This is a genomic window from Methylolobus aquaticus (assembly GCF_054172105.1).
Genome location: NZ_JBSYXP010000016.1, coordinates 45,076 through 68,409 on the forward strand (window position 1 = coordinate 45,076; position 23,334 = coordinate 68,409).

The following is a 23,334-nucleotide window of genomic DNA, read 5'->3' on the forward strand; positions in this document are numbered from 1 at the left end:
TCTCGCCGACGGGCAGGCCCGCAGCCGCTGCTGCAGACCAAACCCGATAAAGGAGCAAGACCATGCGCAAGACGACTTCCCCGAAGCTGGACCTGTACACCCGCGTCACCGACAAAATCCTGGCCGATCTGGCCCAAGGCGTTCGCCCCTGGCTCAAACCCTGGAACGCCGACAACACGGTTGGGCGGATTTCCCGTCCGTTACGGGCCAATGGCACCCCGTACCGGGGCATCAATGTGCTGTTGCTGTGGGGCGCGACCTTGGAGAATGGTTACCGCAGCCCGATGTGGTTGACGTTCAAGCAGGCCGATGCACTGAGCGCCCATGTCCGGAAGGGCGAGAAGGGCTCGCTGGTCGTCTACGCCGACACCTTCCGCAAGACCGAAACGAATGAGGCTACCGGCGAGGAGACCGAGAAGGAGGTCCCGTTCCTGAAGTCTTACACGGTGTTCAACGTCGAGCAGATCGAAGGTCTGCCGCCCGCCTACTACGCGACCAACGAACAGCCCACCGAACCCGATGCGGGGCGCGATGCGCGCTTAGACACCTTCTTCAAGGGCACCGGCGCTGTGATTCGCCACGGCGGGAACCGGGCTTATTACACCCCGGTCACGGATCATGTGCAGATGCCGCCGTTTGCGGCTTTCCACGACGGGGAAGCTTACTACTCGACCCTGGCGCATGAGCTGACCCACTGGAGCGGAGCGGGCTCTCGACTGGACCGTGATTTCGGCCGCACGCGTTGGGGCGATGAAGGCTACGCACTGGAAGAACTGGTCGCCGAACTCGGCGCCGCCTTCCTGTGTGCGGATCTCGGCATCACGCCGGAGGTGCGGGAGGATCACGCCGCCTACATCGGTTCGTGGTTGCAGGCCCTGCAAAACGACAAGCGCTGCATCTTCACTGCCGCGGCGCATGCACAGAGGGCGGTGGATTTCCTGCTGGCCACGCAGACGACGGAGTCGCCCAACACTGAGACCACCGAACCAGTCGACGTGGCGGCCTGACCGCAGATCAGGACACCGGGCGGGTCCCTTCCCCGCCCGGCGCTCCGCCGGCGCCGCCGCGTTCCGGCAACGACAACGCGGCCGGTTTTGCAATGAGCGATCGCGCCTTCGGCGCCATCGCGCTCGTGTTGAGCCCGGCGCGCGGGATTCCGCTTCTCGCCGAAACCCGCGCGCCTCCCCACATCGTCAGCCGACGTGAGGGAACAGCCAGACGACCGCTACCGCGGCGAACGTCAGTAGACTGACGCTCAGCTGCAGCAGCAACAGCGCTCGCAGCTGACCCACGGCGGCCTGGAGCTTCCCCAGTTCCTCGCGCACCGCGGCGGTCACCGCGGTGCGGTGGTGCTGGGCACTTGCGGCCGCTGCAGCGCGGTTCGCCTCGCCCGCCTGCTGCAGCAAACTTTGCGCGCGTTGTTGGCTCTCCTGGATCCAGCGCTGCGACGCGCCGGCCATGTCAGTTCGGAACTCTTCCAGCAACTGGCGTTGCGCTTCCCGGCTGTCGTCGATCAACCGCTCGTTCAGCGTCGCCAGGATCATCACCGGATCGTCACGGCTGACGGCGACGCCGTGTCGGGAGGCGATCTCACCAATCAGTGCATCGAGATCCATCACAAGACGCCTGAGGCGGTGATCTCCTCGAACAGCGCCTGACGGTAAAGCTTCAGGCGCTGGCGAATCGCCAGCGAACGGTCCGGGGAGGCCAGCGCCTCGTCGAACGTCAGCCGGGCTTTCAACAGGTCTTCGACATCCCGCCCGAACGTCGCGGCCTGCATGGCCGGGATCGTGATCACCGCGGCAATGCGGGCGCGATGCTCCAGATAACCCTTGAACTGCCAGAACGGCTTGCCGTCACTCTCGATCGGGCCCCAGTAAGGATTGAGCCACACCACGAACGTGGCCGGATCCGGGAACTGGCTGATCAGGTGTGAGAACCCACTGACCGTGTCGACCAGCGCCTGGCCGCCGGTCACGACGGTATGGATGACCAGTTCGTGACCCTGCTCGGCGAGCAGGGCCGGGGTCTGGGTGATCATCAGGTAGTTGACCAGCGGCACGAATGTCGCCGCACCGTTGTCGACGATGGCATCGACCTCAGAGCATGCCAGCCAGTCCAGCAAGGTATCGAAGTTCCGCACGTCGATCTCATCGCCATTCAGCAGACTGAGCTTGCGAACGTTCAGGGCGGCGTAGCCGGTGAACGTCGCGTTCATCGGGTCGGTATCGATGCATAAGGGCGTCAAGCCCTGGGCTTGGTGGTACTGCGCCAGCATCGCGCTGATGAAGCTTTTGCCAACGCCACCTTTGGCTTGCAGCACCAGATGGATCTTTGCCATCAGACCAGGTCCTCTTTCTTGGGTTGGGGATTCAGGGTGAAGCCGGTCGGCGTTCGGGGTTTGGGGGTGGCGATCGGCGGTGTTGGCACGACCGGCGGGGAAGCCGGCGACGTGCGGACGTACTTGTTCACGTAGAGGTTGAACGCGTGGTAGCCGATGGCGATCCGCCCCTCGGCAAACAACGTGTACCAGATCGACTTGACCGGCCAGCCGGCCTCCACCGCGCGGGCGATGTCGTCCTTCAGCGCCAGGAACGCGACCCGGCCCGAGGCCGGGTGCGTGTCCGGCTGATCCCGCATTCGCTCCGCGATGCGCTCTTCCAATGGTTTGCTCATTTACTCAACCCGACTTCAACTGCGATTCAACTGAGCCGCCCTTTCCGGCGATTCCCTTGTCACTTCCCGTCACTGCTATCAATCGGTGATCCCTTTGTTCAACAGTTGATCCCTGGTGAGCCCCGGTGACCAAGATGGACCCCGAGTGACCCAGCCGGTTGAACACAGTCGATTCAAAAAAACGGGCAGGACATGTGAAGTTGGCTACCCGGAGGCCGGGCCGCCCCACTTCACTCGGCCTTATTCGCACCACGGTGCTCAACGGGCGGCCTCGCGGCCGAACACCCAGACCGGCACGACAACACCGCGGAGTTCTGTCGCAGCGACCGGGCCGAAGTAGCGGCCGTCGAACGAAGCGGCATGGTGATCGGAGAGCAGCAGCACCTGACCGGCCGACAACACGGCATCGAGGCGATAGGCAGGGAGCCGCCGACCGGCCGTATCCACCGTGCGTTGACGGGTGTTCGGGACCACTACACCGTCGACTGAAGTCCCCGTTGGCGCGATGACGACGTGATCACCGCCGACCGCGACGACCCGCTTGAGGAGTGGACTGCTCCCGGACTGACAGAACCCAGGACTCAGGTACCCGCGTGCGAGAGCGGTGAGGAAGACGGATTCCGCCGGCGGACAGAACCACACCAAATCGCCCTTTCCTGCCGGGCGAGCGAGCTGCCAATACAGCCCGATCGGGAACGAGGCGGTCGTGTTGATCCGCGTACCGGCAAGACCCAATAGGTAGAACAACGCGAAGCCACTCATCAGGCTCACCACCAGCCGCCTCATCGCCGTTCGAAACCGACCACCGAGACATGGGCAGCACCCAAGCCGTCGTCGCGCCTTGAGTCATCGACGAACGTATCGGTTACCCCCGGCGCCGGAATCTCGGCTCGGGCCTGAAACACCGGATCCTGAAAGTACAGCGGTTGGCGGCCGTAGATGGCCGGCCGTCCGGCGGCGAACACCACCATGTCGCCGGGCGTGGTGATATGGCCCTGGGCATCCTTCTGCGGCCCGGGCATGCGCAGCGCTTCGTCGACCGTCAGCAGCGGCCGTTGCACTTCCTGCAATGACTTCGAGGCCTGACCGAGCCAGCCGGTCCGCTGACCGCTCATCGTCACCGCGGTTTTGACGATGGTGGTCTGGCCGGTCATCTTGGAGAGGTATTCGGCCGTCTCCACCCGGTTCGGCGGATAGGCGTTCTGGATGTGGCAGTTGGAAGTGATCGACTCCTCGGGCCCGTAACCGGTCTCCCTTGCCTTGAGTTGGGTCAGGTCCTGGCAGATGAGGTAACACTTGATCCCATAGCCGGCCAAAAAGGCTAAGGACTCCTGCAGGATCTCCAGCCGCCCGAGGCTGGCGAACTCATCCAGCATCATCAGCAGGCGATGGCGGTAGTGCGGTTTCGGCCGGCCGTGCTCGAAGGCCATCTTGCCGGCGAGATTGCGGATGATCAGATTGATCATCACCCGGAGTAAGGGTCGGAGCCGCGCTTTGTCGGTAGGCTGGGTGATCAGATACAGCGTCACCGGCTCGTCGGCGTGCATCAGATCGGCAATCCGGAACTCCGAGCGCGACGTGTTATGGGCGATCACCGGATCGCGGTACAGCGAGAGATAGCTCTTGGCGGTGGAGACCTTCGAGCCGGCTTCCCGCGCCGGCGTATCGATCATGTCGCGACCGTACTGGCCGATGATCGGATGACGCTGGCCGTTGGCGTGCAGGTATTCGACCATCTCGACCCAGAGCTCCGCGACCGGTTGTTCCGGATTGGCCAGCAGCGCATCGACTGCGGCCAATGTGGCCGGTGTGCCCTCGTTCAGGCGTTTGTACAAGACGTGCAGGATGCAGCCGACCAGCAGGGCTTGCGCGCTCTTCTGCCAGTGATCGTTCAGGCCTCGGCCATCGGGATCGACCAGGAGCGTCGCCAGGTTCTGCACATCGCCGACTTCGTACTCGGTCCCGAGCCGGATCTCATCCAGCGGATTGAACGCGGCACAGTCGGTGGCCGAGGCCGGTTCGAACCGCAGCACTCGATTTGACGCATGGCGCTGCCGCCAACTGGCGGTCAGTGCCCACAGTTCGCCCTTCATGTCGGTCACGACGGCCGAGTGCGGCCAACTGAGCAGGGTCGGTACGACCAGTCCGACACCCTTTCCCGAACGGGTCGGCGCATAACACAGCACATGCTCGGGGCCGTTGTGGCGGAGATAATGGAAGCGCGCTGGTCGCCACCAGCGCCGGGGCTCGATCCAGGCGCCGACATAGACGCCGTCGTTGGCCAGCAGCCCTGCGGATTCGATATCGGCCCTGTTGGCCCAGCGCGCCGAACCGAGCAGATCGACCTCGGGCCAGGCGGTGTTCTCGGCGATGCGCCGGCGGATCTGCAGCATCAGTAACCCGGCGGCGGTGACGCTGAGTCCGATCGAACCGGCCCGCATCAAAGCTTCGCCACACTGAGCGTGCCACTCGACACCCCAGGTCACGATGCGCCACGGCGGATAGAGACCGGCGATCGACTGGCCGAGCGCCGGCTGTGCGCCGTACTCATGCGCAAAATACTGCGTGGCGGACGCCAGCCCGAGCCCGAGCAGGCCGAGTGCGGCGAACACCGGTTTCCTCAAACTGCCCGATACCCGCGCGGTTTCCGAGGGTGGACCGGCACCGTGGGACCGGTTCACCGGGACCGTTCCTCGTCATCCCGCGCCGCGGCGCGGGTTGGCGCCGGGTTGCGGAAGTTCAGGGAGGCAGCCCCCGGCGACGGGGTCCTCGGCCGATCCACACTCCGCTCCAAACCTGTTCGCTGCGCCGTCGCCAGAACCGCGCGCCGCCGCGCCTGAAGCTTCCGCCACTGGCGCCAGGAATGGAGCGGATGCTCGGCCTGGAGCTGCTTCCGGGCTTGCGTGTAGTCGGTCTTCGCCTGCTGGATCTCCCGGTGCAACTGGCTGCGGATCGTTTGATAGGCAACGGTCGCCGCGAGGCCTCGCCCCAGCAGCTTCACCGCGGCGCGGCGGAGCTTGGCCTGCCGCCGGGCCTCGGCGATGCGCCGTTCGCGCAGCGTCTTGGCCACCCGCCGCAGTTCGGTCTTGCGGAGTCGAGCGGCGTTCCGCTCGGCCAGAAAGGCCGCATACAGCGCGGTTTGTTGCGCCCGTTCTTGTAGGGTCTGGCGGCGATAGCTGCGGACCGGAGCTACAACCGTCGCTGCTGGCTTCACCTCTCGCCAAGGTCCCAGCCGCGCTTGCAGCGCCGGCAGCGACAACGCGCGGCTGACCGACGACGCCTTGCACTGCGTCCCGTCGCCGGCGACGAACACCGCGCCGTTGCCACGCAGCCGGAAGCTGAGATCATTCTGCTGCAGTACCGCCTGGAACGCGGCCCAGCTCGGGGCCTGTTCCAGCTCGGCCTGACACTGGGTCTTGATCCAGGCCAGCAGACTGCCGACGCCAGTCTGCGCGGTCAGATCGTTCGCGTGCGCCGCGGCGGTCGATTGTTGTGCGGTGTGCGGATCGCGCTGCAGGCCGAACTCGACTTCGAGTTCGGCGCAGACCCGTGCGCGAGTCCGATGATCGTAGTACGGCTCGTGCAGTGTGAATGTCCGCGGGTGGATCTTGTTGATGGCGACATGCAGATGCAGGTTGTCGGTGTCGTGATGCACGACACTGATGCGCTGGTACTCGCCGAAGCCGAGCGCTTCACACAGCCGGTCCTCGATCGCCTGCAGCACCGCCGCTTCCGGCTGCTCCCCTTCCCAGAAGCTGATGATCATGTGGTAGGTCTTGTCCGAACGGGCGCGTTGGTTCAACCCCTGGACCACCTTCATCTCGGCCGCGGCCCAGGTGGCATCGACCGCCTGACAGTTCGTAATGCGCACTGCCCCGACCCGCTCGGCAAGGCCTTGCCCGTTGGTCATGTAGCCGACCAGGTCTTCCGGGTCGCCGAGTGTCTGTTCATCGGTCAGGTAATCGATCAACCCGGCCATACTGCTTTTGCGCTGCAGGCGCGTGCGGACCTTCTTGGCGATCATGGCGAGCCGACGCGCATGGATCTGGCTAGACGACTCACACCCGCTGCACGGTGGCGAGCAGCGCCGCCTGCAGTGTCTTGAGTTCTATCAGCATGGCGCCGATGTTCCGCGTCAGCGTGGCGCGCTCCAGGACGCTGAGCCGGTCGTCGTTATGGAGCCACTGTTCCAGCAACTCGCCGATGCGCGCCAATTCCCGGTTCGCACCACTCAACGCCAATACCGCTTCGGCGTCGAACACGCCGGTCACCGGATGTCCCAAACCGAGATTACGGAGATAGGCGGCGGTCGAGAGCCCACAGCGCTGGGCCTGGCTCTTGATCGCGACGGCTTCGTCCGCCCGCACCGGGACACGCAGGCAATAACCAGAATTCCGGTTATCGGTCATGATCGGTCCTGTGCTGCGTGACGGAGGTCGATCGGTGCGCCGGCATCACGCGCACGGCAACGTGCTTCGCGAGCCAGAGGGCCCAACGCGCCGCGGCCTTCGCCAGTTTTCCCCGGTAGATCGCGTTGTAGCGCGGGGTGCGACTGTGATAGTTGGCGGCGCGGGTCCAGAGGTCACCGCGATCGCGGGCGAGATGACCGGCCAGACGCCAGGCGGCGAGCTCGAACGGGTAGCAATCCGCGCCGGCCACATCCGCCGGCTGGATCCCGAACTGGGCGAGGCCTGATAGGTACTGTGTGTTGAACTGCAACGGACCGACATCGTGCGTGCCGTTGGTATTCCGCACGCGCTGGCCCGGTCGCCCGTTTTCGATCTCGGCCACCGCCAGCAATACATTGGCCGGAATCGCATAGTGTTGAGCGGCGTCGACGGAACAGACGATGCGTTGTTCCAGGTGCGGGGGCGGCAACGCGTTCATGCGGACCGCTCCGCATCGGGGGCTGCGGCGAATGCTTCGCTGGATCCCACCAACCCTTCGGACAAGGAAGAATCGCTCGCGCTCGCGTCCGCCAAAACCGCCCCACTCACCGCGTCATCCATCGCCGCCTCGGCCTGCCCGGCCCGAATGCGCTCGAACAAGTCCTTGGCGCCAGTGACTTCGGCTGCGCTGTGGAGCGCACCGCCCATGCGATGTGCGGCGACCGAGCCGGCGGCGGAGGCCAGCCCTCCGACTGCCAAGGCCGTCCCAGCCCCGAAGGTGCCGATCCCGGCGTGACTGAACCCATGACTGACGATGCCGGCCATCAGGCCCGGCAGCCGGTCGAGCAGCAGGAACAGGATCAGCACCACGACCAGGATGACGGTCAGCTCCTTCAGCTGGATGCCGCCGCTCATGGCGGTGAAGTACTGCGTCAGGATCGAACTGCCGACGCCGAGCAGCAGGATCATCGTCATCAGGCTGAGCCCAATGCCGAGCACGGTCTTGTAGTAGCTGAGCGCAATGTCGGAGGTCCAGCGGCTGCCGCCGAAGCCCAGCAGGATGCAGCCGGCATACAGCACGATCCAGGCGGCACAGAACTGCACCGTGAGGTTGGCGGCGATCAGGGCCAGAATGACGAGGATGGCCAACGCCACGATGATGCCGACCAGTGACACGATCGGACTGGTCAGGCTCATCGCATCGTAGGTCTTGAACGCCAGTTCGAACCCGAGGTCGAGCACGCCCGAGGGCGCAGTGATCCCGGCGCCCATGGCATTGCCGCCGATGCGGACCAGCGTGTCGACGAGCGCCTTGCCGATCGCCGGGCCATGCAACAGCAACCAATAGAAGAACCCCAGCGTCAGCGTGAAGCGGACGAACTCGGCGAAGAACTCCTGCGGGTCAGCCTGACGCAGCACCAGCGTGCCGCCGGTCCAGACCAGGCTGATCACGGCCAGACTCCAGAACAGCGTCCCGGCATAGCCCAGGATCACGCCGCCCCAGGTCGCGGCGACGGTGTGAAAACGGTCGGTGACATTGGTCAGGATGCCGGCGTTGTCGATCGCGGCAGAGGCGTCGGCGGCAGCAAACAGCAACAGCAATGCGAGGAACCGCGGATCTGTCGAGCCGAGGCATCTCCGGAGCCAGGTAGCCCGACGCATGCGACTGGGCTCAATACTTTGCATAGTTCAACACCGGGCTCTGGACGAACTGCCCGGCCAAGGCGGCTTGATCGGCCGCCTGTTGCACCGCCTCGCGGTTCATCAGCGTGGCGTTGCGGGCATTCTCGGCCGCCTGCTGCTGCAGCATCAGCGTCCGGATCGACAACAGGTTGTTGGCATTGGCCGCGGCCAGTTGATTCGAGGCGCCTAAGAGTTCATTCCGCCCCTGCGCTGTCTGCGCGAGGCGCTGCATCGCCCCGAGATCGGTGGCATCCTGCTGCAACTGGGTCTGGCCGAGCTCGACGCCGCGCAGCTGCGCATCGTTGGCCTGCTTCTGCGCCTCACTGGCCGCGCGGTCGCGGGCGTGGATCGCCTGGATCTCGGCCCAGGTACAGCCGCGGGCGGTGAAGCACGGCGAACCGGCGTAATAACCGGCACTCTGGAACCGGGAGAGGTAGGCTTCGACGCCACCACCTTCGGTGTAGTAGCGCAGCAGATCGGCATACGAACGGACCCGCTGGTAGGTCAGCGTCGCTTCATTCCAGACCCAGGCCACTGGCGCCACGGTGTTCTTGACCATGTCCTCGTACTGCTGCAGTTGCAGCGCATAGTCACGGACCTGGTTCTCGACCTGTTTGACGGTGTTGGCGGCAGTCGTGGTCGCCTCGGCCAATACGGCCGTGTCGATTACGAAGTCGATACTGTAGGCCGGCGCACTCAGCGCGGCGATGACACAAAAGTTAAGCGAGCGGGTTCGGAGTTGCATGGGAGTCCTAAGTGGGCAAAAGGCCGATAGGGCCGGTCGAAGGTCAGGTCTTTGGTGGCCACCACGGTCAGCCGGTAGCCGGCATGCACCGCGATGGTCGGGGCAACGTTCAGGTTCTTCATTAGCACCGCCGCTCCGGCGGCACCGAGTTGCTGGCCGAGCGCGGCGGAAAGCGTGCTGCCGGCGGTCTGTTGCAGGCCGAGCCCGCCCGCGCCGCCCTGCGGCTGCTGCGAGTAGGTCGCCCCGGCGGTGATCAGGCTCATCAACAGCGCGTTGCCGAACACCCGCGTCATGTGGGTATCGACCTCGCCTGAAAGTCCGGTCAGACCGGCGCCGCTGGTCCCCGGCTGCTCGCCGATGTCCATGGCCTGTCCGTCCGGAAACACCAGCCGTTGCCAGGCGACGAACACACGCTCCTGCCCGGCCGAGACCTCGTTCGAGTACACGCCGATCAGGCGCGTGCCTTGCGGGATCAGCAACTGCTCGCCCGTCGCGCTGTCGTACACCGGCTGCGACACCTGGGCGATAACCGGTCCCGGCAACTGGCTGTTGATGGCGCTGATCATCACCGCCGGAATGACGAACCCGGTGCGGAGCACATAGGTGGTCTCCTGCGGTTCCGGGCGGTGGTCCAGGCGCCAGCGATCCGGCGAAGGCACCGCAACCGACGGGCGGTCGTCGGCAGAGTCATTAGAGCGTGCTGGCCCGTCGGCCCTCGCGCGCTTAGGTTGGGGTGATTTGGTTCCTCGCTGCGCACGCCAGCCCTCCAACGGCCCGCTGGTCGGCCCTTTGACGGCGTCCTCAAAGGCGGTTTGTTTGAGCTGCCGCAGGCGCTGCACCTCGGGATCCGGCGCAGTGTTCGGCTGCAACCGCGGCGGCAGCGGCGGATGATCCAGATCGACGGCAGCCACCGGCACCGGCGCGGCCGTGACCGATTCGATCGGCGGCGTAGGTGGCGGTGGCGGCACCGGTGGCCGTTTCGCCGGGATGATGCCGTTCGGATAGGCGCGCGTCAGGCCCTGGGCAAAGCGCGTGGCGTTGCCGCCTTTGTTAGGCTCGGCGGTTCCGGACGCCTGCGGCTGCGCCCGTTTGACGGCGACCAGCGCCATGATCACCAGAAACCCGAGCACGGCGAGACCCGTGAACACCAGCGGCAGGTTGTTGACGCGGCGCACCCCGGTGCGGGCACCGCCCGGCGAGGCCGCCGGCGACATGCGACTTGCCATGGCGTTAGTCCTGCCGCGTCCAGGCGCTGGCGGGTTGCAGCCCGCCGCCCTGCGTCCCATACAGCCGCTGCAGCGAGCGCTCGCCCACCTGGATCCGCACCCGATAGTGGTTCGCGTCCGGACGATCGACGACGTAGCGCAGGGCGACCGCTGTACCCGGCGCCGCCGGTTCGATCGCGTAACCTGCCTTCCGCAGCTCGGCTACCAGGGCCCTCAGGAAGGTCTCCTCGTCCCGACCGTCCACCACCATCGGCGTCGTGGCGGCGGGCCACACTACCCGCATCGCGGCGGCGGTATCCTGCGCCAGGCGCTCCGCCTGCGGCACCGGGATCTGAGCCAGATTGCCGGTGTGGGCACAGCCCGATACCAGCACAATCGACAAGAGGAAAAGGACATTGCGAACCAAGCGGCTCATTGCTCACCCTCCTTCTCTTCTCGGGTGATCTTCACTTTGGTCTGATGCTCACCGGCCCCGGCGATCAGCAACAGCCGCTCCGGGATGCTGTCGACGACATAGCGATTGCCCTGCACGCGGTAATTCACCATGACCTCTTCGGGCTTCTCGCCCCAGGGCCAGAGGCTGTCCTCACCACGTAGTACCAACAGACTCGGGGCTTCGGTCTGGGTCAAGGTCTCCGGCAGTTGCAGGATGGTCTTCCGGCCATCGTTGAACACGCGGACCGGCTTCCAGCTCGCCTCGCCGTCGATCCGATAATTGAAGTCGAGGCGGTCCAGGTAGCCCGCAGTGCTGGCCGGGCCACCCTCCTCTCGCCCGCTTCCCGGGCCGGTCGCGCCACTGATTAAACGGTCCCGCCGCTCCCGATCGCTGGCCTTGAACGCCGCCCACTGTTGGTGGACATCGTCGGGATACGCAAACGACACCCGCGGCATGTACTCCGTGCGGTGCGAGACCAGCTGCAGGTAATAGGTCCGGCGGTCGGTCGTGATGATCAGACTGGTGCGCAGGCCCACATCCAGCGGCTTCAGCATCACGTGCTCGATCTCGCCCTGGGGCGAACCCGAGCGCGCCGGTTCGATGCGCCAGCGCACCTGATCGCCGGCGTTGAAGTTCGAGATGAACTCGCCCGGCTGCAACTCGATGTCGCAGACCTGCAGCACGGCACAGACCACGCTCGGTTGGGTCGCGCCGAACAGGAACTGCACCGAGCCATCGCCCCCCGCCACGGGCTTGATGCCGGTGGCACTGTCGGTGCGCCAGCGTTGCCCGATGGCGAGACCGGCCTTCTCTTGCGGTGATAGTGTCGGATTCTCCGGGTTGAAAAAAGGCTCCGGCACGCCCTCCGCGGGCAGCGCCAGAGCCAACACGGGGAGGAACGCCAGGAGATAGAGGATCTTCTTCATGCTTGTCGACTCCACGACAGGTCTTTGATGAACAGGCCCAGGGGGTTCTTGCGGATCTCGGCCTCGGTGGTGGTCGGGGTGGTGGGAACCAGATACACGGTGATCAGCGCCGTCATGCGCTGCGGCGTGGCCTTCGGTGCGCCGTCACGGGTGTAGGTGGTCTCGCTCCAGTCGACCCGCCAGGTGGTTTCGCTTTGTGGCAGGATCGAATGGATCTCGACCGCGACCGTCTCGGTCTCGGCGCGGCGGAAGGGACTGGACGCTTCGTTCTCGCCATACCAGGCGTTGAGCTTGGCGGTGGCAGGATCTTGGGGATTGAGCAGCGCATAGACCTTGAAGATCGCCTCGCGCTGCAGGGTCACATCCGGCGTGACCATCCGGGCAGACGTGATCCAGCTGGCCAGGGTCGCATGGATGATCCGCTCATCGGCGGCGCTGGCCCGATCGGCAATCTTGACCGCCTGCAGTTGCCCCAACTGATCAACCTCGACTACGTAGGGAATGAAGGTCGACTGCGCGCCGAGGTACAGCGCCCCGCCGATGGCCACCGCGGCGATACCCAGCGCACTGACCGCGACGAGTTGCCAGATGCGCGCGGCGTGCAGCGTCGCGCCGACATGCGCGTTCCACTGGATCCGCGCGGCCAGATAGGGATTGGTGACGGGCTCAGTCATGCAAAGTCCTCCAGGGAAAGGTTCCGGCGTTGCAGCCACGGCTGGATCCAGTCCGCGCCGTGCTGGGCCTCGAGCTGGCGGATGATGGCGATCGACTCCTTGTCGCTGACGCCGATGACACTCAGCGCCAGGGGTCCCAGCGCGAGTTCAAAAAGCCGGCGGCCTTGTTCCGAGACGGCGTAGTAGTGCTGCTTCGGTTGGGCGGTGGCGACGATGTCGATCTGCCGGGGGTTGAGGCCCATGCGGCCATACAAAGCGGCGGTGTCGGGATCACGGGCGTGCAGGTTGGGGAGAAAAATCTTGGTGGCGGTCGACTCGACCAGCACGTCGAGGATCCCGGAACGGGCCGCGTCGCTGAGCGACTGGGTGGCCATGACCACCGCGCAGTTGGCTTTCCGGAGCACCTTGAGCCATTCCCGCAGCTTGTCGCGAAACACTGGATGCCCCAGCATCAGCCAGGCCTCATCCAGCAGGATCGCGGCGGGTTGGCCTTTCAGGGCCCGCTCGATGCGGCGGAACAAATAGAGCAGCACCGGCAGCGCATACTTCTCACCTAGGGCCATCAGGTCCTCGATCTCGAACACGGTCAGCCGGTTCAGCGCCAGGCCGTCCTGCTCGGCATCCAGTAGGTGGCCCATCGCACCGTCGACGGTGTAGGGCTTGAGTGCTTCGCGAATGGCGTGATCCTGAACACTGAAGCAGAACGCACTCAGCGTGCGTTCACCCGAGCGGTGCATTCCCTTCAGGGCTTCGGCGATGGCGTTGCGCTGGGCGGGCGTCGTCGTAACGTTGTTGAGTGCGAGTAAGGTGTCCAGCCACTCGGCGGCCCAGGCCCGGTCGTTGGCGGCATCCAGGTACTGCAAGGGACAAAACGCCAAGCGTTCTTCATCGCCGGCGACGCAGTAGTGCTGGCCGCCGGCGGCCTTGGTCAGTGCGAACAGCGACAACCCTTTGTCGAAGCCGAACAGGCTCATGCCGGGGTAGCGCAGGAACGAGGCGGCGAGCAGCCCGAGCAGCGTCGACTTGCCGGCGCCGATCGGCCCGAAGATCAGGGTGTGCCCGACATCACGCACATGCAGGTTCAACCGGAACGGCGCGGCGCCGCGGGTGATCGCCTGCAGCAGCGGCGGTGAACAGGGGGGATACAGCGGACACGGCGCCTGCGGCGCGCCGGTCCAGACCGTCGAGGTCGGCAGCAGGTCGGCCAGGTTCAGGGTGTTCAGCAGCGGCCGGCGGACGTTCTCGTAGCCGTGACCGGGCAGGCTGCCGAGGAAAGCCTCCAGCGTGTTGACCGTCTCGATGCGGGCGACGAAGCCGAGCCCGTTGATGACTTTCTCGACGCGCCGGGCAGCCTGTTCGACCGCCGTGCGGTCCTCGTCCATCAGCACCACGACGCTGGTGTAGTAGCCGAGACCGACCAGGCCGGAGTTGACTTCGGCCATCGCCGCTTCGGCATCGGCCACCATCGCCATCGCATCCTGATCCACCGGTCCGCGACCGGTGTTGAAGACCTGATCGAAGAAACCGCGGACCTTCTGCTGCCACTTCTTGCGGAACGTATCCAGGGCTGCCAACGCCTCGTGACCCTCCAACGGGATGAAGCGGCTGGACCAGCGGTAAGCGATGGGCAGCTCGGCCAGCGCATTCAACAGGCCCGGGGTGGACTCCAGCGGAAAGCCTTCGATGGCGACGCACTGGATGAACTGCCGACCCAGCTTCGGAATGACGCCGGTCCACAGCTCCTGGCCGCCGAGCAGCGCGTCCAGGTAGATCGGGCAGGACGGCAGGATCACCGGCTGCGGGCGACCCGTGATGCAGGTCTGCAGATGACTGAGGCAGTCGTCATGAGTCAACGTGGTGCCGTCTTCCTGGAGGACAGAGCGGGCTTTCAGGCGCTGCAAGGTCAGGACTGTTGAGAGGCGACTCTCCAGCGCCTCGCAGGACCGCTGGAAGCGCTCGATCAGACCGCGTGTCTGGGTATGGCCGTCGGGCCGTTCGCTGTCATCGTCGAACAAGAGCGCGACGAACTTGGCTTCTGCCAGCAGCGGTGGCAGCCAGGTGACGGTCAGCACGAACTGACCCTCATAGAGGGTGCCCAGCCGCTCGAACAACCGTCGGCGCTCTTCATCCAGTGCCGCAGTGACGGGATCCGGGAAGTGCGAGGCTGTGCGGTCCGGATAACCCGGTGCCGGGCGGCGGATCGCGTCGACGTGGAGCATCCAGCCGGCACCCAGTCGCGCGAGGGCCTCGTTGATCCGCAGCGACACCCGTTCGCGTTCGGCCTCGGGGCTGCTGGCCTGATCGCCGCCGGTGTAGCTCCAGGCGGCCATCAACGCACCGTTCTTGCCGACGATGACGCCATCGGCGACGACCGCGGCGTAGTTCAGCAGGTCGGCGACACCTGCGTCGGTCGAGCGGTGCCGACGAAGACGTTGCGGAGGGGTGAACATCAGCGTCGCACCGTGCGGTTGAGCCGGAACGGCGTCGAGCGCGCCGGGTAATACACCGCGTAGCGCCGATGGCGGAGGTAGACCGTCCGCAGCAGCGGATCGGCCTGGGCCATGCGGCGGAACAGCGTCAACGCGGTGAGCCACAACGCACAGCCGAAGCCGGTGGCGAGCCAGTCCTGCGCGGCGAACACCAGAGCAAACGCGAGGACGCCGGTGAACATCACCCCTTCCCGGTCACCACCGAGGAACAGGTGCGGCCGGTTGCCGGCCCGGTGGATGGGCGTGGCCCGCAGGGTCATGCCGTGACCTCTGCGGTCTCGTCACCGATCAAGGCGCCCTGACCGAAGAAGGTCCCCATCAGGTTCTGGGCACCGACTGTCAAGGCCATGACCAGCACCAGGAAGATCAGGCTGCGGAAGAAGTTGTTGAGCTCGCCGCCGAAGATCAGGACGCCACCGGCGACGACGATGCCGATGATCGACACGGCAAACGCGACCGGGCCGGTCACGGAGGTGCGGAGCGCCGTGAGCCAGGCCTCGTAGGGCAAGGCACCGCCGGCGCCGACGGCGGCGTTGGCCTCGAACGGAATGGCCAGCAGGAATAGCAGAACCAGGGCGAACAACGGCAAGGGACGGAGCGGACGGGACATGAGAACGACCTCGGGTCAGGTGGGAAGAAACAGGTACTGGCCGTCGCGGTAGCCGCTCAGGCGGAGGATCTCGGTGACGCGTCGGCCGTTTGGGGTCAACGCGATGTGCACGACGACATGCACCGCCTCGCCGATCAGCGGCTCGACGACGGCGGGCGCATGCGGATGCTGGGTGACATAGAGCGCGAGCTTGGTCAGCCCGCCACGGGCGTGGTCGGCATGCAGCGTGGCGACGCCGCCGCTGTGGCCCGAGTTCCAGGCCAGCAGCAGGTCCAGGGCTTCCGGTCCCCGGACCTCACCGACGATGATGCGGTCCGGGTTCATGCGCATCGCGGTGCGGACGGCTCGCGTCAGACTGAAATCGGCGGTGGCGACATAGGCCACGCTGTTCGGCGCCCGGCACTGGATCTCGCCGGTGTCCTCGATGATGAACAGCCGCTCGTCCGGCGCGTGGTCGACGATGGCTTGCAGGATGGCGTTGGTCAGCGTGGTCTTGCCGCTGCCGGTGCCGCCGACTACGAGGATGTTGCGGTGGGCAAGGACGGCGTCGAGCAGAAGGGTTTGTTGTGCCGGAGAAAGGACGCCGGCGGCAACGTAGTCATGGAGGGTCAACACCGCCACGGCGCGCTTGCGGATCGCAAAGGCCGGCGCGGTCACGACCGGCGGGATCTGCCCGGCGATGCGGCTGCCATCGAGCAGCAGCACACCTTCGAGCCAGGGCTTCTCGGCGGTGATGGTGGTATGGAGCGCCGCGGCGAGGGTGCGGAGCGCCATCTCGGCCTGGGCGGCACTCATCCGGCCGATGGCCTGCATCCGTTCCCCGAGCCGGGCCTGCCAGAGGATTCCGTCCGGGTTAAGCAGCAGGTCGGTGGTTTTGGGGTCGGCGAGCGCAGAAAGGACGGCCGGACCGAAGTGCCGGCGCAGGCTCTCGTCCAGGCGGGCGGCGGACAAGGTGATGTCCGGGACGCTGGCCGTCACGCTGAGTCTCCCGTAGCCGAACTCGTCGGAGGCGGGACCGACAACATGACCTCCCCGGTGCGCGCGAACGCGCACCGCGTCAAACGAAATCGGACTGTCTCAGGATCAGGAAGCAAGGGTCTGTCTCCACGAAAAGCGTGGAGACAGTGTCGCGAAAGCGCTGCGCGTTGTGCGGCCGAAAGCTCACCAGAATCGGCCGCTTTCTCGGGATTTTGGGCGTAAAGCCGAAAACGTACCGGTTGAGTGGAGACCGGGCATCACCGAGGGGACGTCCACCGCCATAAAGGCGGAACAGCGACGCGGGCGGGCTCCGAAAAGGAAATCCGGAGAAAGAGCGCGAAAGTGGTGAGCTTTCGGCCCCCGCAAAGTCGCCGAGCGCCGTACGCTGGCCTCGAAACAATTACGCCGGCTCCGGCCTTATGGACGAACAACCTTTTAACTCTGCGTACTCAGCCAACACCGGGTCCCCTGGGGGAGGGGCTTCCTCAGACAGGCCACCGAGCGATCAGACCGCGGCGGAAACCGATGCACTCACGCGTCGGCTCCAACGCCTGAGTGAGTCCAGAAGCGAACGTGCCCGTCCTCTGGCGATCCCAAAATGGCCGGACAGCGTCTGCAGTGCGCCCAATGCGTTGCTGCGCTCAGCGCTGTTCGCCGGTGTCCAGGGCCGTCAACGACGCGTGTTCAAGAAGCGCACGCTGCTCGCTTCCACCAGCGATATCGAAATCCGTTTGCAAGGCGTCCAGTTGGACCAATCCGATCTCGACGTCTGGCTGCAGATCCTCCATCTGGCGCGGAACCAATTGCCGGGGTTTCCGATCGCGTTCCAGGCACGGAAGTTATTGCGCGCCCTGGGGCGGGGCACTGGGAACAGCCAATACGCCTGGCTGGCCGACTCCCTGGCACGGCTCGGGGGTGCGCTGGTCGAGGTGACGTTCAAGAGCCGCCATACCTTCGGCGACCATCTGCTCCGGTACTATCGGGACGAGGACACCCAAATGTACGTGGTCGAACCCACCGAGGAGATGTGCCGACTTTTCGCCAGCGGCTACACCCACCTCGAATGGGGGCAACGCCAAGCCCTGCGCCGCAAGCCGCTGGCCCTCTGGCTGCATGGCTACCTGGGGAGTCACACCGCCCCCTATCCAATCAAGGTCACCACGCTGCACCGTTGGTCTGGCAGTGGTGCACAGCAACTGCGGGACTTCAAATCCCGCCTGCAGACCGCACTGCAGGATCTCGTCGACATTGGCGCCATTCAACAGTTCGAGATCACCGCGGAGGGTCTGGTGAGCGTTCGTCAGTCAATCACGCACCATCGGCCATCAGGGTACCCCGGCATCTGATCCTGCGCTGTAGGACGGCTGGTCCAGCAGCACGTCTCCGCGCTACCTCGATCTCGTCCTACGCAGGCGATCAGCAAACATCGCCCAACCCGTCACTGCTGGGGCGGCGCTCATGGCCATACGGCGCCCGCCAGTGGTTCAATTCGTCGCGCGCCTGAAGGCCGCTTCCAGCATTAACCGGCCACCCGAACCCCCTTGCTATCAGACCGGTCTTCGTACTGTGCCGAAGTTCGTCTGACACATCCTCTAAGGCACAACTCGACGCGTTGCTGCCGTTCGACCCTCGTTCATCCAGAACGGCAGCTTTATGACCTGGCCACGGTGCGCTCTCGACCCAAAGGAGACATCGGCTCTTCGAGTAACGTTGGCGGCTATGAAACCCAGAGCGGAAACAAATAGCATCATCAGGTTCTTCACTGACGCGGTGGATCCCGCCCGCCATTGGGCCGATTCTCCCGAATCGAGGTCGGATTGGGACCTCCTCCAACAGCCCGAGCCGGAAGTCGAGTTTGATCAGCGCGTCCTGCGGTAACCGCCGTCTTTCGCAGCAGACGGTGCAACCCTCGCCCGAAGCGCGTTCCGACACTTTAGAGAGGTAAGCACCGCTCTCGTTTGAGCCTTGACCAGCCCTCTGGCTCTCGCTAGCCTCTCGCCCTGACGCCGCCTTGGATGCGCGGAGTCGCTTGAATTTCCTATCCGTGTCACCGTCGACATGGTCGCCACCGCCACCGACATCAAACCCCTCGAGTATCTCATCTGCCTGCGCGACGTCCGCTCCGAGCTCCTCTACACTCAGATGAAAGGCTGCGACCGCCTCACCATCAAGTCCTACGACCTCGCCGCTGTGACCCCCAATGTCCCCGGCGGGCGAGAGACCCCCTTCGTGCTCATTGACGCCGTAGTTCTCGCGGAATCGGAAAAACTTGTCGTATGATCAAACGCATCAACATCCTCAAGCGAACCGGTCGTTTCACCAACCTCACCTGCCGTGTCGGTGCCGATGGCGATTTCACAGAGCTAAACGTCATTTACGCACACAATGCCTCGGGCAAAAGCACGCTCTGTGACGTGCTCCGCTCTATGACAACAGGTGAGGCGTCTTACATCCTCGGGCGTAAGCGCCTCGATGCGACAGACTCCCCTGAGGTTGTTGTCGTCGTCGCTGGCGCCAATCGACCGGAAACCGTTCGCTTTCAGGGCGGCGCGTGGCAAAACGCCGAAGCCAGTCCGAAGATTCACGTCTATGACGAACGCTTCGTCGCCGAAAACGTCTACGTCGGACACCACATCAACGTTGATCAGCGAAGGAATCTCTATGGCTTGGTCATCGGGGCCAGAGCAATCGCCCTTCAGCAAGCCCTGGATACCGCCGATCAGAATGCCAAAGCGGCCAACATCAAGTTTAATCAGGCAAACGCCGCCCTCACGCGCCTGATTCCTCAGGGCCAGAGCATCGAGAGTTTCCGCGGAATTGCAGAAGCTGACAACGCCGAACAGGCGATTGCCACCGCAGCCGATGCGCTGAACACGGCGACACAAACAAAAAACAAAGCCGACGCCATCCGCCAAAGGCCGGCCCTCGAACCCGTTGCCGTCGCCGAGTTCACAACCAACCTCGCGGAAGTCCTCGCGACCACCCTCGACGACGCGGCACTGGCTGCCGAACAGAAGATCAAAGACCATCTCACAGCTACCTCCCACGGGCTGACGATCGAATGGATCGGGAAGGGCCACCGCGCCCAGACCACTTCGGCCTGCCCTCATTGCGGGCAGGACATGACTGGGCTCGACCTCCTCCATGCTTACCAGGCTTTCTTCTCCGGCGAACTTAAGAAGCACGAGCGCCTGAGGACGAACGCCCGAAATGCGACCGATCACGCCTTCGGCCCCACCGCACGCACGCACCTCCGTCAGTCCCTTGCGGCCCACCAGACAGAACGCACCTGGTGGGCGGATGCCGCGGCTTACGAGTTCAGCCTCCCCACGATTCGGAATGAAGCATTTGTCCTCCAGATCCTTGAAGGTGCGCACAGCGCCATCACCACGGCACTTGATCGCAAACAGGCATCACCCGGCCAAGCCACCGCGCTCACCCCGGAAGAGCAACAAGCACTGGACGAATGGGGCTCCCTGACGACCGAACTCAACACCTACAACGAAGGACTGGCTGCAATCAACGAAACGCTCACCCAGAAAAAGACCGACGCAGCCACCATCGACGTCGCACCTCTGCAAACCACACTCAATGACCTCGAACTCAGCAAAAAGCGACACGAGCAAGAGGTCATCGAGGCCTACACCGCCTTTGATATAGCTACCCGGGACAAACTGACCGCTCAGGACGCCAAGCAGACCGCCAACAACGCGTTGCGGGAGCAGACTAACCGGCTATTCGAAGTCTACGGCACACGAATCAACGAGCTCCTCAACCTCTTTGGGGTCGACTTCCGTATCGTTTGCGGCGCGAACAACGGCAACTACGTCACCTTTGGCGGAGGGCAGCCTTCGGGTCAGCTCGCCATCGAGATCCTCGGCACCAAGGTCGCCTCAACTCCAGCTGACGCTGCCGACCCGGGTCGTCCATCACTCGCCAACACCCTCAGTGGCGGTGACCGCAGCGCACTCGCCCTGGCCTTCTTCCTGGCCACGGTCGAACAAGATCCCGACCTCGCAGATAGTGTTGTGGTCTTTGACGATCCTTACCACAATCAAGACCGGAGTCGTCGCCGCTGCACTTTGGAGAGAATCTCGGCAATCGCGCAGACCGCCCGTCAGTGCTTCGTTCTCTCTCACGATCTCGAGTTCGCGCGAGCCGTCGACAATCGACCTCGAACGTTTGTGCTGAAGCCCTTTGGCGATCGCGTTGAACTGGAACCCGGTCAGCTCCCGTTGCCTCCCGACCAGGCCTACCAGAGAAACTACCATCGACTCGCGGCCTTTTTGGGCACCCCGGAGGCTCATCTCGATCAGCTTCGCGTCATCGCCGACACCCTCCGCGTGATCCTCGAAGATTATCTCCGGCTCAAGTTCCCCGCTGCTTGGGCGGAAAACGACTGGCTTGGCGACATGATCGGGAAAATCCGTGACGCCGAGGCGGGAACTCCGCTCCACAGCTGCTGGCGTCTCTGCGATGAGCTGGCCGCCATCAACGGCTACAGCAAAGACTTCCACCACGCCGGCGCGGACGATCCTGACCCTCGGGAATTAAGAACCTACGTCGAGAGAACCCTTAACGTCATCCACAGGTGATACCCTTCTTTCGAATTACCTGTAGAACACCGCATCGACTATGAGTCGACGGATTGCTTCGTTGTCGTGCTGACGGCAAATAGGGGACGGGCAAATACGGAACGTATCACAAAATCGCGCCTCCCGAGTTGATCTTGCGTTTTTCGTCCGACGCGGGCAAAGAGCCTTGCACCTTTGAAGAGACTTGGAAGATTTCTGCACGAACTCCCGACCGGAACGGTGACCGGCACCGTTAGTACAAAGACTGCTTTAGCCTGGTCTCCGGCTTTGAGGGGGGCTGCGTCGACGACAGCAATCGGCCAACTCCGGCCGCTCGGCCGCCGATGAGCCAGGTCATTCGAACGACCGCAGCACTCAGTTAGCGGTCAGATGTGCGCTCGTGCTGGACGAGAGCATCTCGGCCCGTGCTGACGTTCGACTTCCGGCCCGGGTGAGTCAGCAGTGTGATGCATTGCTGCCCTACGGGCGTCGGTGGAATAGAACGGCAGCTTTCTGATCTGTCGACGGTGAACTCCGACTCACAGCCGACAGTCGGAGGCCGACATCAATCCTCGATCTTGTAGATCCAGTACGCCAAAGGCGCTAGTGTCAGCTCAGCGAGGACATAAAAGATCAGCAGCGGAGCGGGTTGCCCCTCATTTAATAAGCTCAGGATTCTGCCCGCGACCAATCCGCCAGAAAAAATTGCCGTGGTCAGCACCCCAACATTTCGAAAGGGGGTGTGAAATGCTGCATACAACCAAAAAAGACCTAGTGCTAGGTAAAGACCCATGACCGCTCGCAAGATATGGGCGATATTTGGGTCCATTTGCGAAATGCCGAGGAATGTTTTCCCGAACCATTGAGGGCTCACGCCATAAAGCAGGGCGATAGTCGAGACTAGAGCGAAGGCGACAGTCAGAAAAGCTTTCTTGATATTCATATAAGCTATCCAGGGCTTGACGAGGTAATCAAATTTTCAGCCGCGGATGAATTCCGACTCGATGATTTTCAAACCTGGTTGAGCATACACACACGCTTCAAGCAAGGTTCTGGCAACGGCTTTGGTTGATACTGCCCGGTAACGGCGGGGCATCAAAGATGCCAAGTGCTTTCCGATGAACAGCCCTGCTGCTTCCAGCGGGCGGCCATTTGCCCTGGGGCCGCCTATCAATAATGAAGGCCTGATCACGACGAGGGACGGGAATGCCAACGCCATGATATCCCGCTCGGTCTCGCCCTTAGACTGGAAGTAGAAGAACCTCGAAGAGTGATCAGCACCCAGAGACGAGACAAGACCGAAGACCTGTGTACCGGCCTGACGCGCCAATCGAGCCGCGGTCACGACATAGTCGTGGTCTACCCGGTAGAACCCGTCTCGTGATTTTGCCTGCCTGAGGGTTGTACCCAGGGCACAGAGAACAACGTCAACCTGCCACCATGGCGCATCCATCGGTAATTGATCGAAATCGACAATGGGGTTTTCGAGTTTGGGATGTTCGGGTAGATGTCGCCGAGTTGGGGCGACCACTTTTGAAACATCCTGGTTTTCCAATGTATAGGAAAGCAACTCTTTTCCAACCTGGCCTGTAGCACCAAATAGGAGGATTCTTGTCATGTTATTTCAGCTCCCGTTATTCGGGATTATCTAAACATATTAAATCAATTCAATATCATCGCTTTGGCCTATTGAATAGCCCATTATACTGAAAGAAAAACGTTTTTTTCCACCGTTACTACCCTTGGTGCACACAAGTACCGTAGAAAGTATTTTATCGTCATTGGCCGAAAGAATCGAAAGTCTGCTCCTGGCCGAATAAGGACATGGCCTGAACGCGCCACCTGCCCACATGTGTGCATCTGGCCGCGATCAGGCCGTTGGTTCCCGCTGTCTTGAGCGTGGTGCTGGAATGAAGGCCCTAAGGCTCG

At 63.8% G+C, this 23,334-nt stretch carries 24 protein-coding genes; 4 read left to right on the top strand and 20 right to left on the bottom strand.

Annotated features, from left to right (window positions below):
* The first annotated feature begins 62 nt into the window (after positions 1 to 62).
* Positions 63 to 1,007 carry an ArdC family protein gene (locus tag ACW73L_RS18205; protein WP_498923999.1) on the top strand — a complete coding sequence of 315 codons (945 nt, stop codon included), beginning with the start codon at positions 63 to 65 and terminating at the stop codon, positions 1,005 to 1,007.
* A 186-nt stretch (positions 1,008 to 1,193) separates the two neighbouring features.
* Here ACW73L_RS18205 and traM read toward each other — a convergent pair whose 3' ends face one another.
* From traM to trbB, 18 genes are all read right to left on the bottom strand, one after another.
* Complete coding sequence (gene traM / locus ACW73L_RS18210; protein WP_498924000.1) at positions 1,194 to 1,616, bottom strand: conjugal transfer transcriptional regulator TraM; 423 nt, start codon at positions 1,614 to 1,616, stop codon at positions 1,194 to 1,196.
* A complete protein-coding gene (locus ACW73L_RS18215; RefSeq protein WP_498924001.1) occupies positions 1,616 to 2,341 on the bottom strand; it encodes a nucleotide-binding protein in 726 nt (241 codons plus the stop codon). The genes traM and ACW73L_RS18215 overlap by 1 nt, the downstream gene beginning before the upstream one ends.
* A complete protein-coding gene (locus tag ACW73L_RS18220) occupies positions 2,341 to 2,676 on the bottom strand; it encodes a TraK family protein (protein ID WP_498924002.1) in 336 nt (111 codons plus the stop codon). The genes ACW73L_RS18215 and ACW73L_RS18220 overlap by 1 nt, the downstream gene beginning before the upstream one ends.
* Before the next feature lie 258 nt (positions 2,677 to 2,934).
* Positions 2,935 to 3,462 carry a conjugative transfer signal peptidase TraF gene (gene traF / locus ACW73L_RS18225; protein WP_498924003.1) on the bottom strand — a complete coding sequence of 176 codons (528 nt, stop codon included), beginning with the start codon at positions 3,460 to 3,462 and terminating at the stop codon, positions 2,935 to 2,937.
* Positions 3,459 to 5,357, bottom strand: a complete 1,899-nt coding sequence (locus ACW73L_RS18230; RefSeq protein ID WP_498924004.1) for a type IV secretory system conjugative DNA transfer family protein — start codon at positions 5,355 to 5,357, stop codon at positions 3,459 to 3,461. The genes traF and ACW73L_RS18230 overlap by 4 nt, the downstream gene beginning before the upstream one ends.
* Entirely contained in the window at positions 5,354 to 6,700 is a 1,347-nt protein-coding gene (gene traI, locus ACW73L_RS18235) for a TraI/MobA(P) family conjugative relaxase (RefSeq protein WP_498924005.1), read from the bottom strand. Before traI ends, ACW73L_RS18230 begins: the two co-directional genes overlap by 4 nt.
* Positions 6,701 to 6,734: 34 nt before the next feature.
* Positions 6,735 to 7,085 (bottom strand): plasmid mobilization protein, encoded by a 351-nt coding sequence (locus ACW73L_RS18240; protein ID WP_498924006.1) that lies wholly within the window; start codon positions 7,083 to 7,085, stop codon positions 6,735 to 6,737.
* Positions 7,075 to 7,563 (bottom strand): lysozyme family protein, encoded by a 489-nt coding sequence (locus ACW73L_RS18245; protein ID WP_498924007.1) that lies wholly within the window; start codon positions 7,561 to 7,563, stop codon positions 7,075 to 7,077. Before ACW73L_RS18245 ends, ACW73L_RS18240 begins: the two co-directional genes overlap by 11 nt.
* Positions 7,560 to 8,750, bottom strand: a complete 1,191-nt coding sequence (gene trbL, locus ACW73L_RS18250; RefSeq protein ID WP_498924008.1) for a P-type conjugative transfer protein TrbL — start codon at positions 8,748 to 8,750, stop codon at positions 7,560 to 7,562. Before trbL ends, ACW73L_RS18245 begins: the two co-directional genes overlap by 4 nt.
* Positions 8,737 to 9,492: a P-type conjugative transfer protein TrbJ gene (gene trbJ, locus ACW73L_RS18255; protein WP_498924009.1), complete on the bottom strand. Its 756-nt coding sequence runs from the start codon at positions 9,490 to 9,492 to the stop codon at positions 8,737 to 8,739. Before trbJ ends, trbL begins: the two co-directional genes overlap by 14 nt.
* Positions 9,444 to 10,706, bottom strand: a complete 1,263-nt coding sequence (locus tag ACW73L_RS18260) for a TrbI/VirB10 family protein (protein WP_498924010.1) — start codon at positions 10,704 to 10,706, stop codon at positions 9,444 to 9,446. Before ACW73L_RS18260 ends, trbJ begins: the two co-directional genes overlap by 49 nt.
* A 16-nt stretch (positions 10,707 to 10,722) precedes the next feature.
* Complete coding sequence (locus ACW73L_RS18265; protein WP_498924011.1) at positions 10,723 to 11,133, bottom strand: conjugal transfer lipoprotein TrbH; 411 nt, start codon at positions 11,131 to 11,133, stop codon at positions 10,723 to 10,725.
* Complete coding sequence (trbG, locus tag ACW73L_RS18270) at positions 11,130 to 12,080, bottom strand: P-type conjugative transfer protein TrbG (protein ID WP_498924012.1); 951 nt, start codon at positions 12,078 to 12,080, stop codon at positions 11,130 to 11,132. The genes ACW73L_RS18265 and trbG overlap by 4 nt, the downstream gene beginning before the upstream one ends.
* Complete coding sequence (locus ACW73L_RS18275) at positions 12,077 to 12,754, bottom strand: VirB8/TrbF family protein (protein WP_498924013.1); 678 nt, start codon at positions 12,752 to 12,754, stop codon at positions 12,077 to 12,079. The genes trbG and ACW73L_RS18275 overlap by 4 nt, the downstream gene beginning before the upstream one ends.
* A complete protein-coding gene (locus tag ACW73L_RS18280; protein WP_498924014.1) occupies positions 12,751 to 15,204 on the bottom strand; it encodes a VirB4 family type IV secretion/conjugal transfer ATPase in 2,454 nt (817 codons plus the stop codon). The genes ACW73L_RS18275 and ACW73L_RS18280 overlap by 4 nt, the downstream gene beginning before the upstream one ends.
* Entirely contained in the window at positions 15,204 to 15,503 is a 300-nt protein-coding gene (locus ACW73L_RS18285) for a conjugal transfer protein TrbD (RefSeq protein ID WP_498924015.1), read from the bottom strand. Before ACW73L_RS18285 ends, ACW73L_RS18280 begins: the two co-directional genes overlap by 1 nt.
* Positions 15,500 to 15,853, bottom strand: a complete 354-nt coding sequence (locus ACW73L_RS18290) for a TrbC/VirB2 family protein (RefSeq protein ID WP_498924016.1) — start codon at positions 15,851 to 15,853, stop codon at positions 15,500 to 15,502. The genes ACW73L_RS18285 and ACW73L_RS18290 overlap by 4 nt, the downstream gene beginning before the upstream one ends.
* Positions 15,854 to 15,868: 15 nt before the next feature.
* Positions 15,869 to 16,831 carry a P-type conjugative transfer ATPase TrbB gene (trbB, locus tag ACW73L_RS18295; protein ID WP_498924017.1) on the bottom strand — a complete coding sequence of 321 codons (963 nt, stop codon included), beginning with the start codon at positions 16,829 to 16,831 and terminating at the stop codon, positions 15,869 to 15,871.
* 551 nt (positions 16,832 to 17,382) lie between these two features.
* Between trbB and trfA the strand changes: the two genes are divergently transcribed.
* The 3 genes from trfA to ACW73L_RS18310 all read left to right on the top strand — a co-directional run bounded on the left by trfA (position 17,383) and on the right by ACW73L_RS18310 (position 21,426).
* Positions 17,383 to 18,177 (top strand): plasmid replication initiator TrfA, encoded by a 795-nt coding sequence (trfA, locus tag ACW73L_RS18300; RefSeq protein ID WP_498924066.1) that lies wholly within the window; start codon positions 17,383 to 17,385, stop codon positions 18,175 to 18,177.
* Positions 18,178 to 18,889: 712 nt separating this feature from the next.
* Positions 18,890 to 19,111, top strand: coding sequence for a hypothetical protein (locus tag ACW73L_RS18305; RefSeq protein WP_498924018.1), 222 nt, complete (start codon positions 18,890 to 18,892; stop codon positions 19,109 to 19,111).
* Positions 19,108 to 21,426, top strand: a complete 2,319-nt coding sequence (locus tag ACW73L_RS18310) for an AAA family ATPase (protein ID WP_498924019.1) — start codon at positions 19,108 to 19,110, stop codon at positions 21,424 to 21,426. The genes ACW73L_RS18305 and ACW73L_RS18310 overlap by 4 nt, the downstream gene beginning before the upstream one ends.
* Before the next feature lie 544 nt (positions 21,427 to 21,970).
* On the opposite strand, the gene ACW73L_RS18315 is transcribed toward ACW73L_RS18310, so the two are convergent.
* Together ACW73L_RS18315 and ACW73L_RS18320 are read right to left on the bottom strand one after the other, a co-directional pair.
* Positions 21,971 to 22,348, bottom strand: coding sequence for a DUF4345 domain-containing protein (locus ACW73L_RS18315; RefSeq protein WP_498924020.1), 378 nt, complete (start codon positions 22,346 to 22,348; stop codon positions 21,971 to 21,973).
* Between the two features lie 36 nt (positions 22,349 to 22,384).
* Positions 22,385 to 23,023, bottom strand: a complete 639-nt coding sequence (locus ACW73L_RS18320) for an NAD(P)H-binding protein (RefSeq protein WP_498924021.1) — start codon at positions 23,021 to 23,023, stop codon at positions 22,385 to 22,387.
* Positions 23,024 to 23,334: the final 311 nt, after the last annotated feature.

Coding starts and splice junctions, on each gene's coding strand:
- ACW73L_RS18205 (WP_498923999.1), top strand. CDS start 63: ATGCGCAAGACGACTTCCCCGAAGCTGGACCTGTACACCCGCGTCACC.
- traM (WP_498924000.1), bottom strand. CDS start 1,616: ATGGATCTCGATGCACTGATTGGTGAGATCGCCTCCCGACACGGCGTC.
- ACW73L_RS18215 (WP_498924001.1), bottom strand. CDS start 2,341: ATGGCAAAGATCCATCTGGTGCTGCAAGCCAAAGGTGGCGTTGGCAAA.
- ACW73L_RS18220 (WP_498924002.1), bottom strand. CDS start 2,676: ATGAGCAAACCATTGGAAGAGCGCATCGCGGAGCGAATGCGGGATCAG.
- traF (WP_498924003.1), bottom strand. CDS start 3,462: ATGAGGCGGCTGGTGGTGAGCCTGATGAGTGGCTTCGCGTTGTTCTAC.
- traI (WP_498924005.1), bottom strand. CDS start 6,700: ATGATCGCCAAGAAGGTCCGCACGCGCCTGCAGCGCAAAAGCAGTATG.
- ACW73L_RS18240 (WP_498924006.1), bottom strand. CDS start 7,085: ATGACCGATAACCGGAATTCTGGTTATTGCCTGCGTGTCCCGGTGCGG.
- ACW73L_RS18245 (WP_498924007.1), bottom strand. CDS start 7,563: ATGAACGCGTTGCCGCCCCCGCACCTGGAACAACGCATCGTCTGTTCC.
- trbL (WP_498924008.1), bottom strand. CDS start 8,750: ATGCAAAGTATTGAGCCCAGTCGCATGCGTCGGGCTACCTGGCTCCGG.
- trbJ (WP_498924009.1), bottom strand. CDS start 9,492: ATGCAACTCCGAACCCGCTCGCTTAACTTTTGTGTCATCGCCGCGCTG.
- ACW73L_RS18260 (WP_498924010.1), bottom strand. CDS start 10,706: ATGTCGCCGGCGGCCTCGCCGGGCGGTGCCCGCACCGGGGTGCGCCGC.
- ACW73L_RS18265 (WP_498924011.1), bottom strand. CDS start 11,133: ATGAGCCGCTTGGTTCGCAATGTCCTTTTCCTCTTGTCGATTGTGCTG.
- trbG (WP_498924012.1), bottom strand. CDS start 12,080: ATGAAGAAGATCCTCTATCTCCTGGCGTTCCTCCCCGTGTTGGCTCTG.
- ACW73L_RS18275 (WP_498924013.1), bottom strand. CDS start 12,754: ATGACTGAGCCCGTCACCAATCCCTATCTGGCCGCGCGGATCCAGTGG.
- ACW73L_RS18280 (WP_498924014.1), bottom strand. CDS start 15,204: ATGTTCACCCCTCCGCAACGTCTTCGTCGGCACCGCTCGACCGACGCA.
- ACW73L_RS18285 (WP_498924015.1), bottom strand. CDS start 15,503: ATGACCCTGCGGGCCACGCCCATCCACCGGGCCGGCAACCGGCCGCAC.
- ACW73L_RS18290 (WP_498924016.1), bottom strand. CDS start 15,853: ATGTCCCGTCCGCTCCGTCCCTTGCCGTTGTTCGCCCTGGTTCTGCTA.
- ACW73L_RS18305 (WP_498924018.1), top strand. CDS start 18,890: ATGGTCGCCACCGCCACCGACATCAAACCCCTCGAGTATCTCATCTGC.
- ACW73L_RS18310 (WP_498924019.1), top strand. CDS start 19,108: ATGATCAAACGCATCAACATCCTCAAGCGAACCGGTCGTTTCACCAAC.
- ACW73L_RS18315 (WP_498924020.1), bottom strand. CDS start 22,348: ATGAATATCAAGAAAGCTTTTCTGACTGTCGCCTTCGCTCTAGTCTCG.
- ACW73L_RS18320 (WP_498924021.1), bottom strand. CDS start 23,023: ATGACAAGAATCCTCCTATTTGGTGCTACAGGCCAGGTTGGAAAAGAG.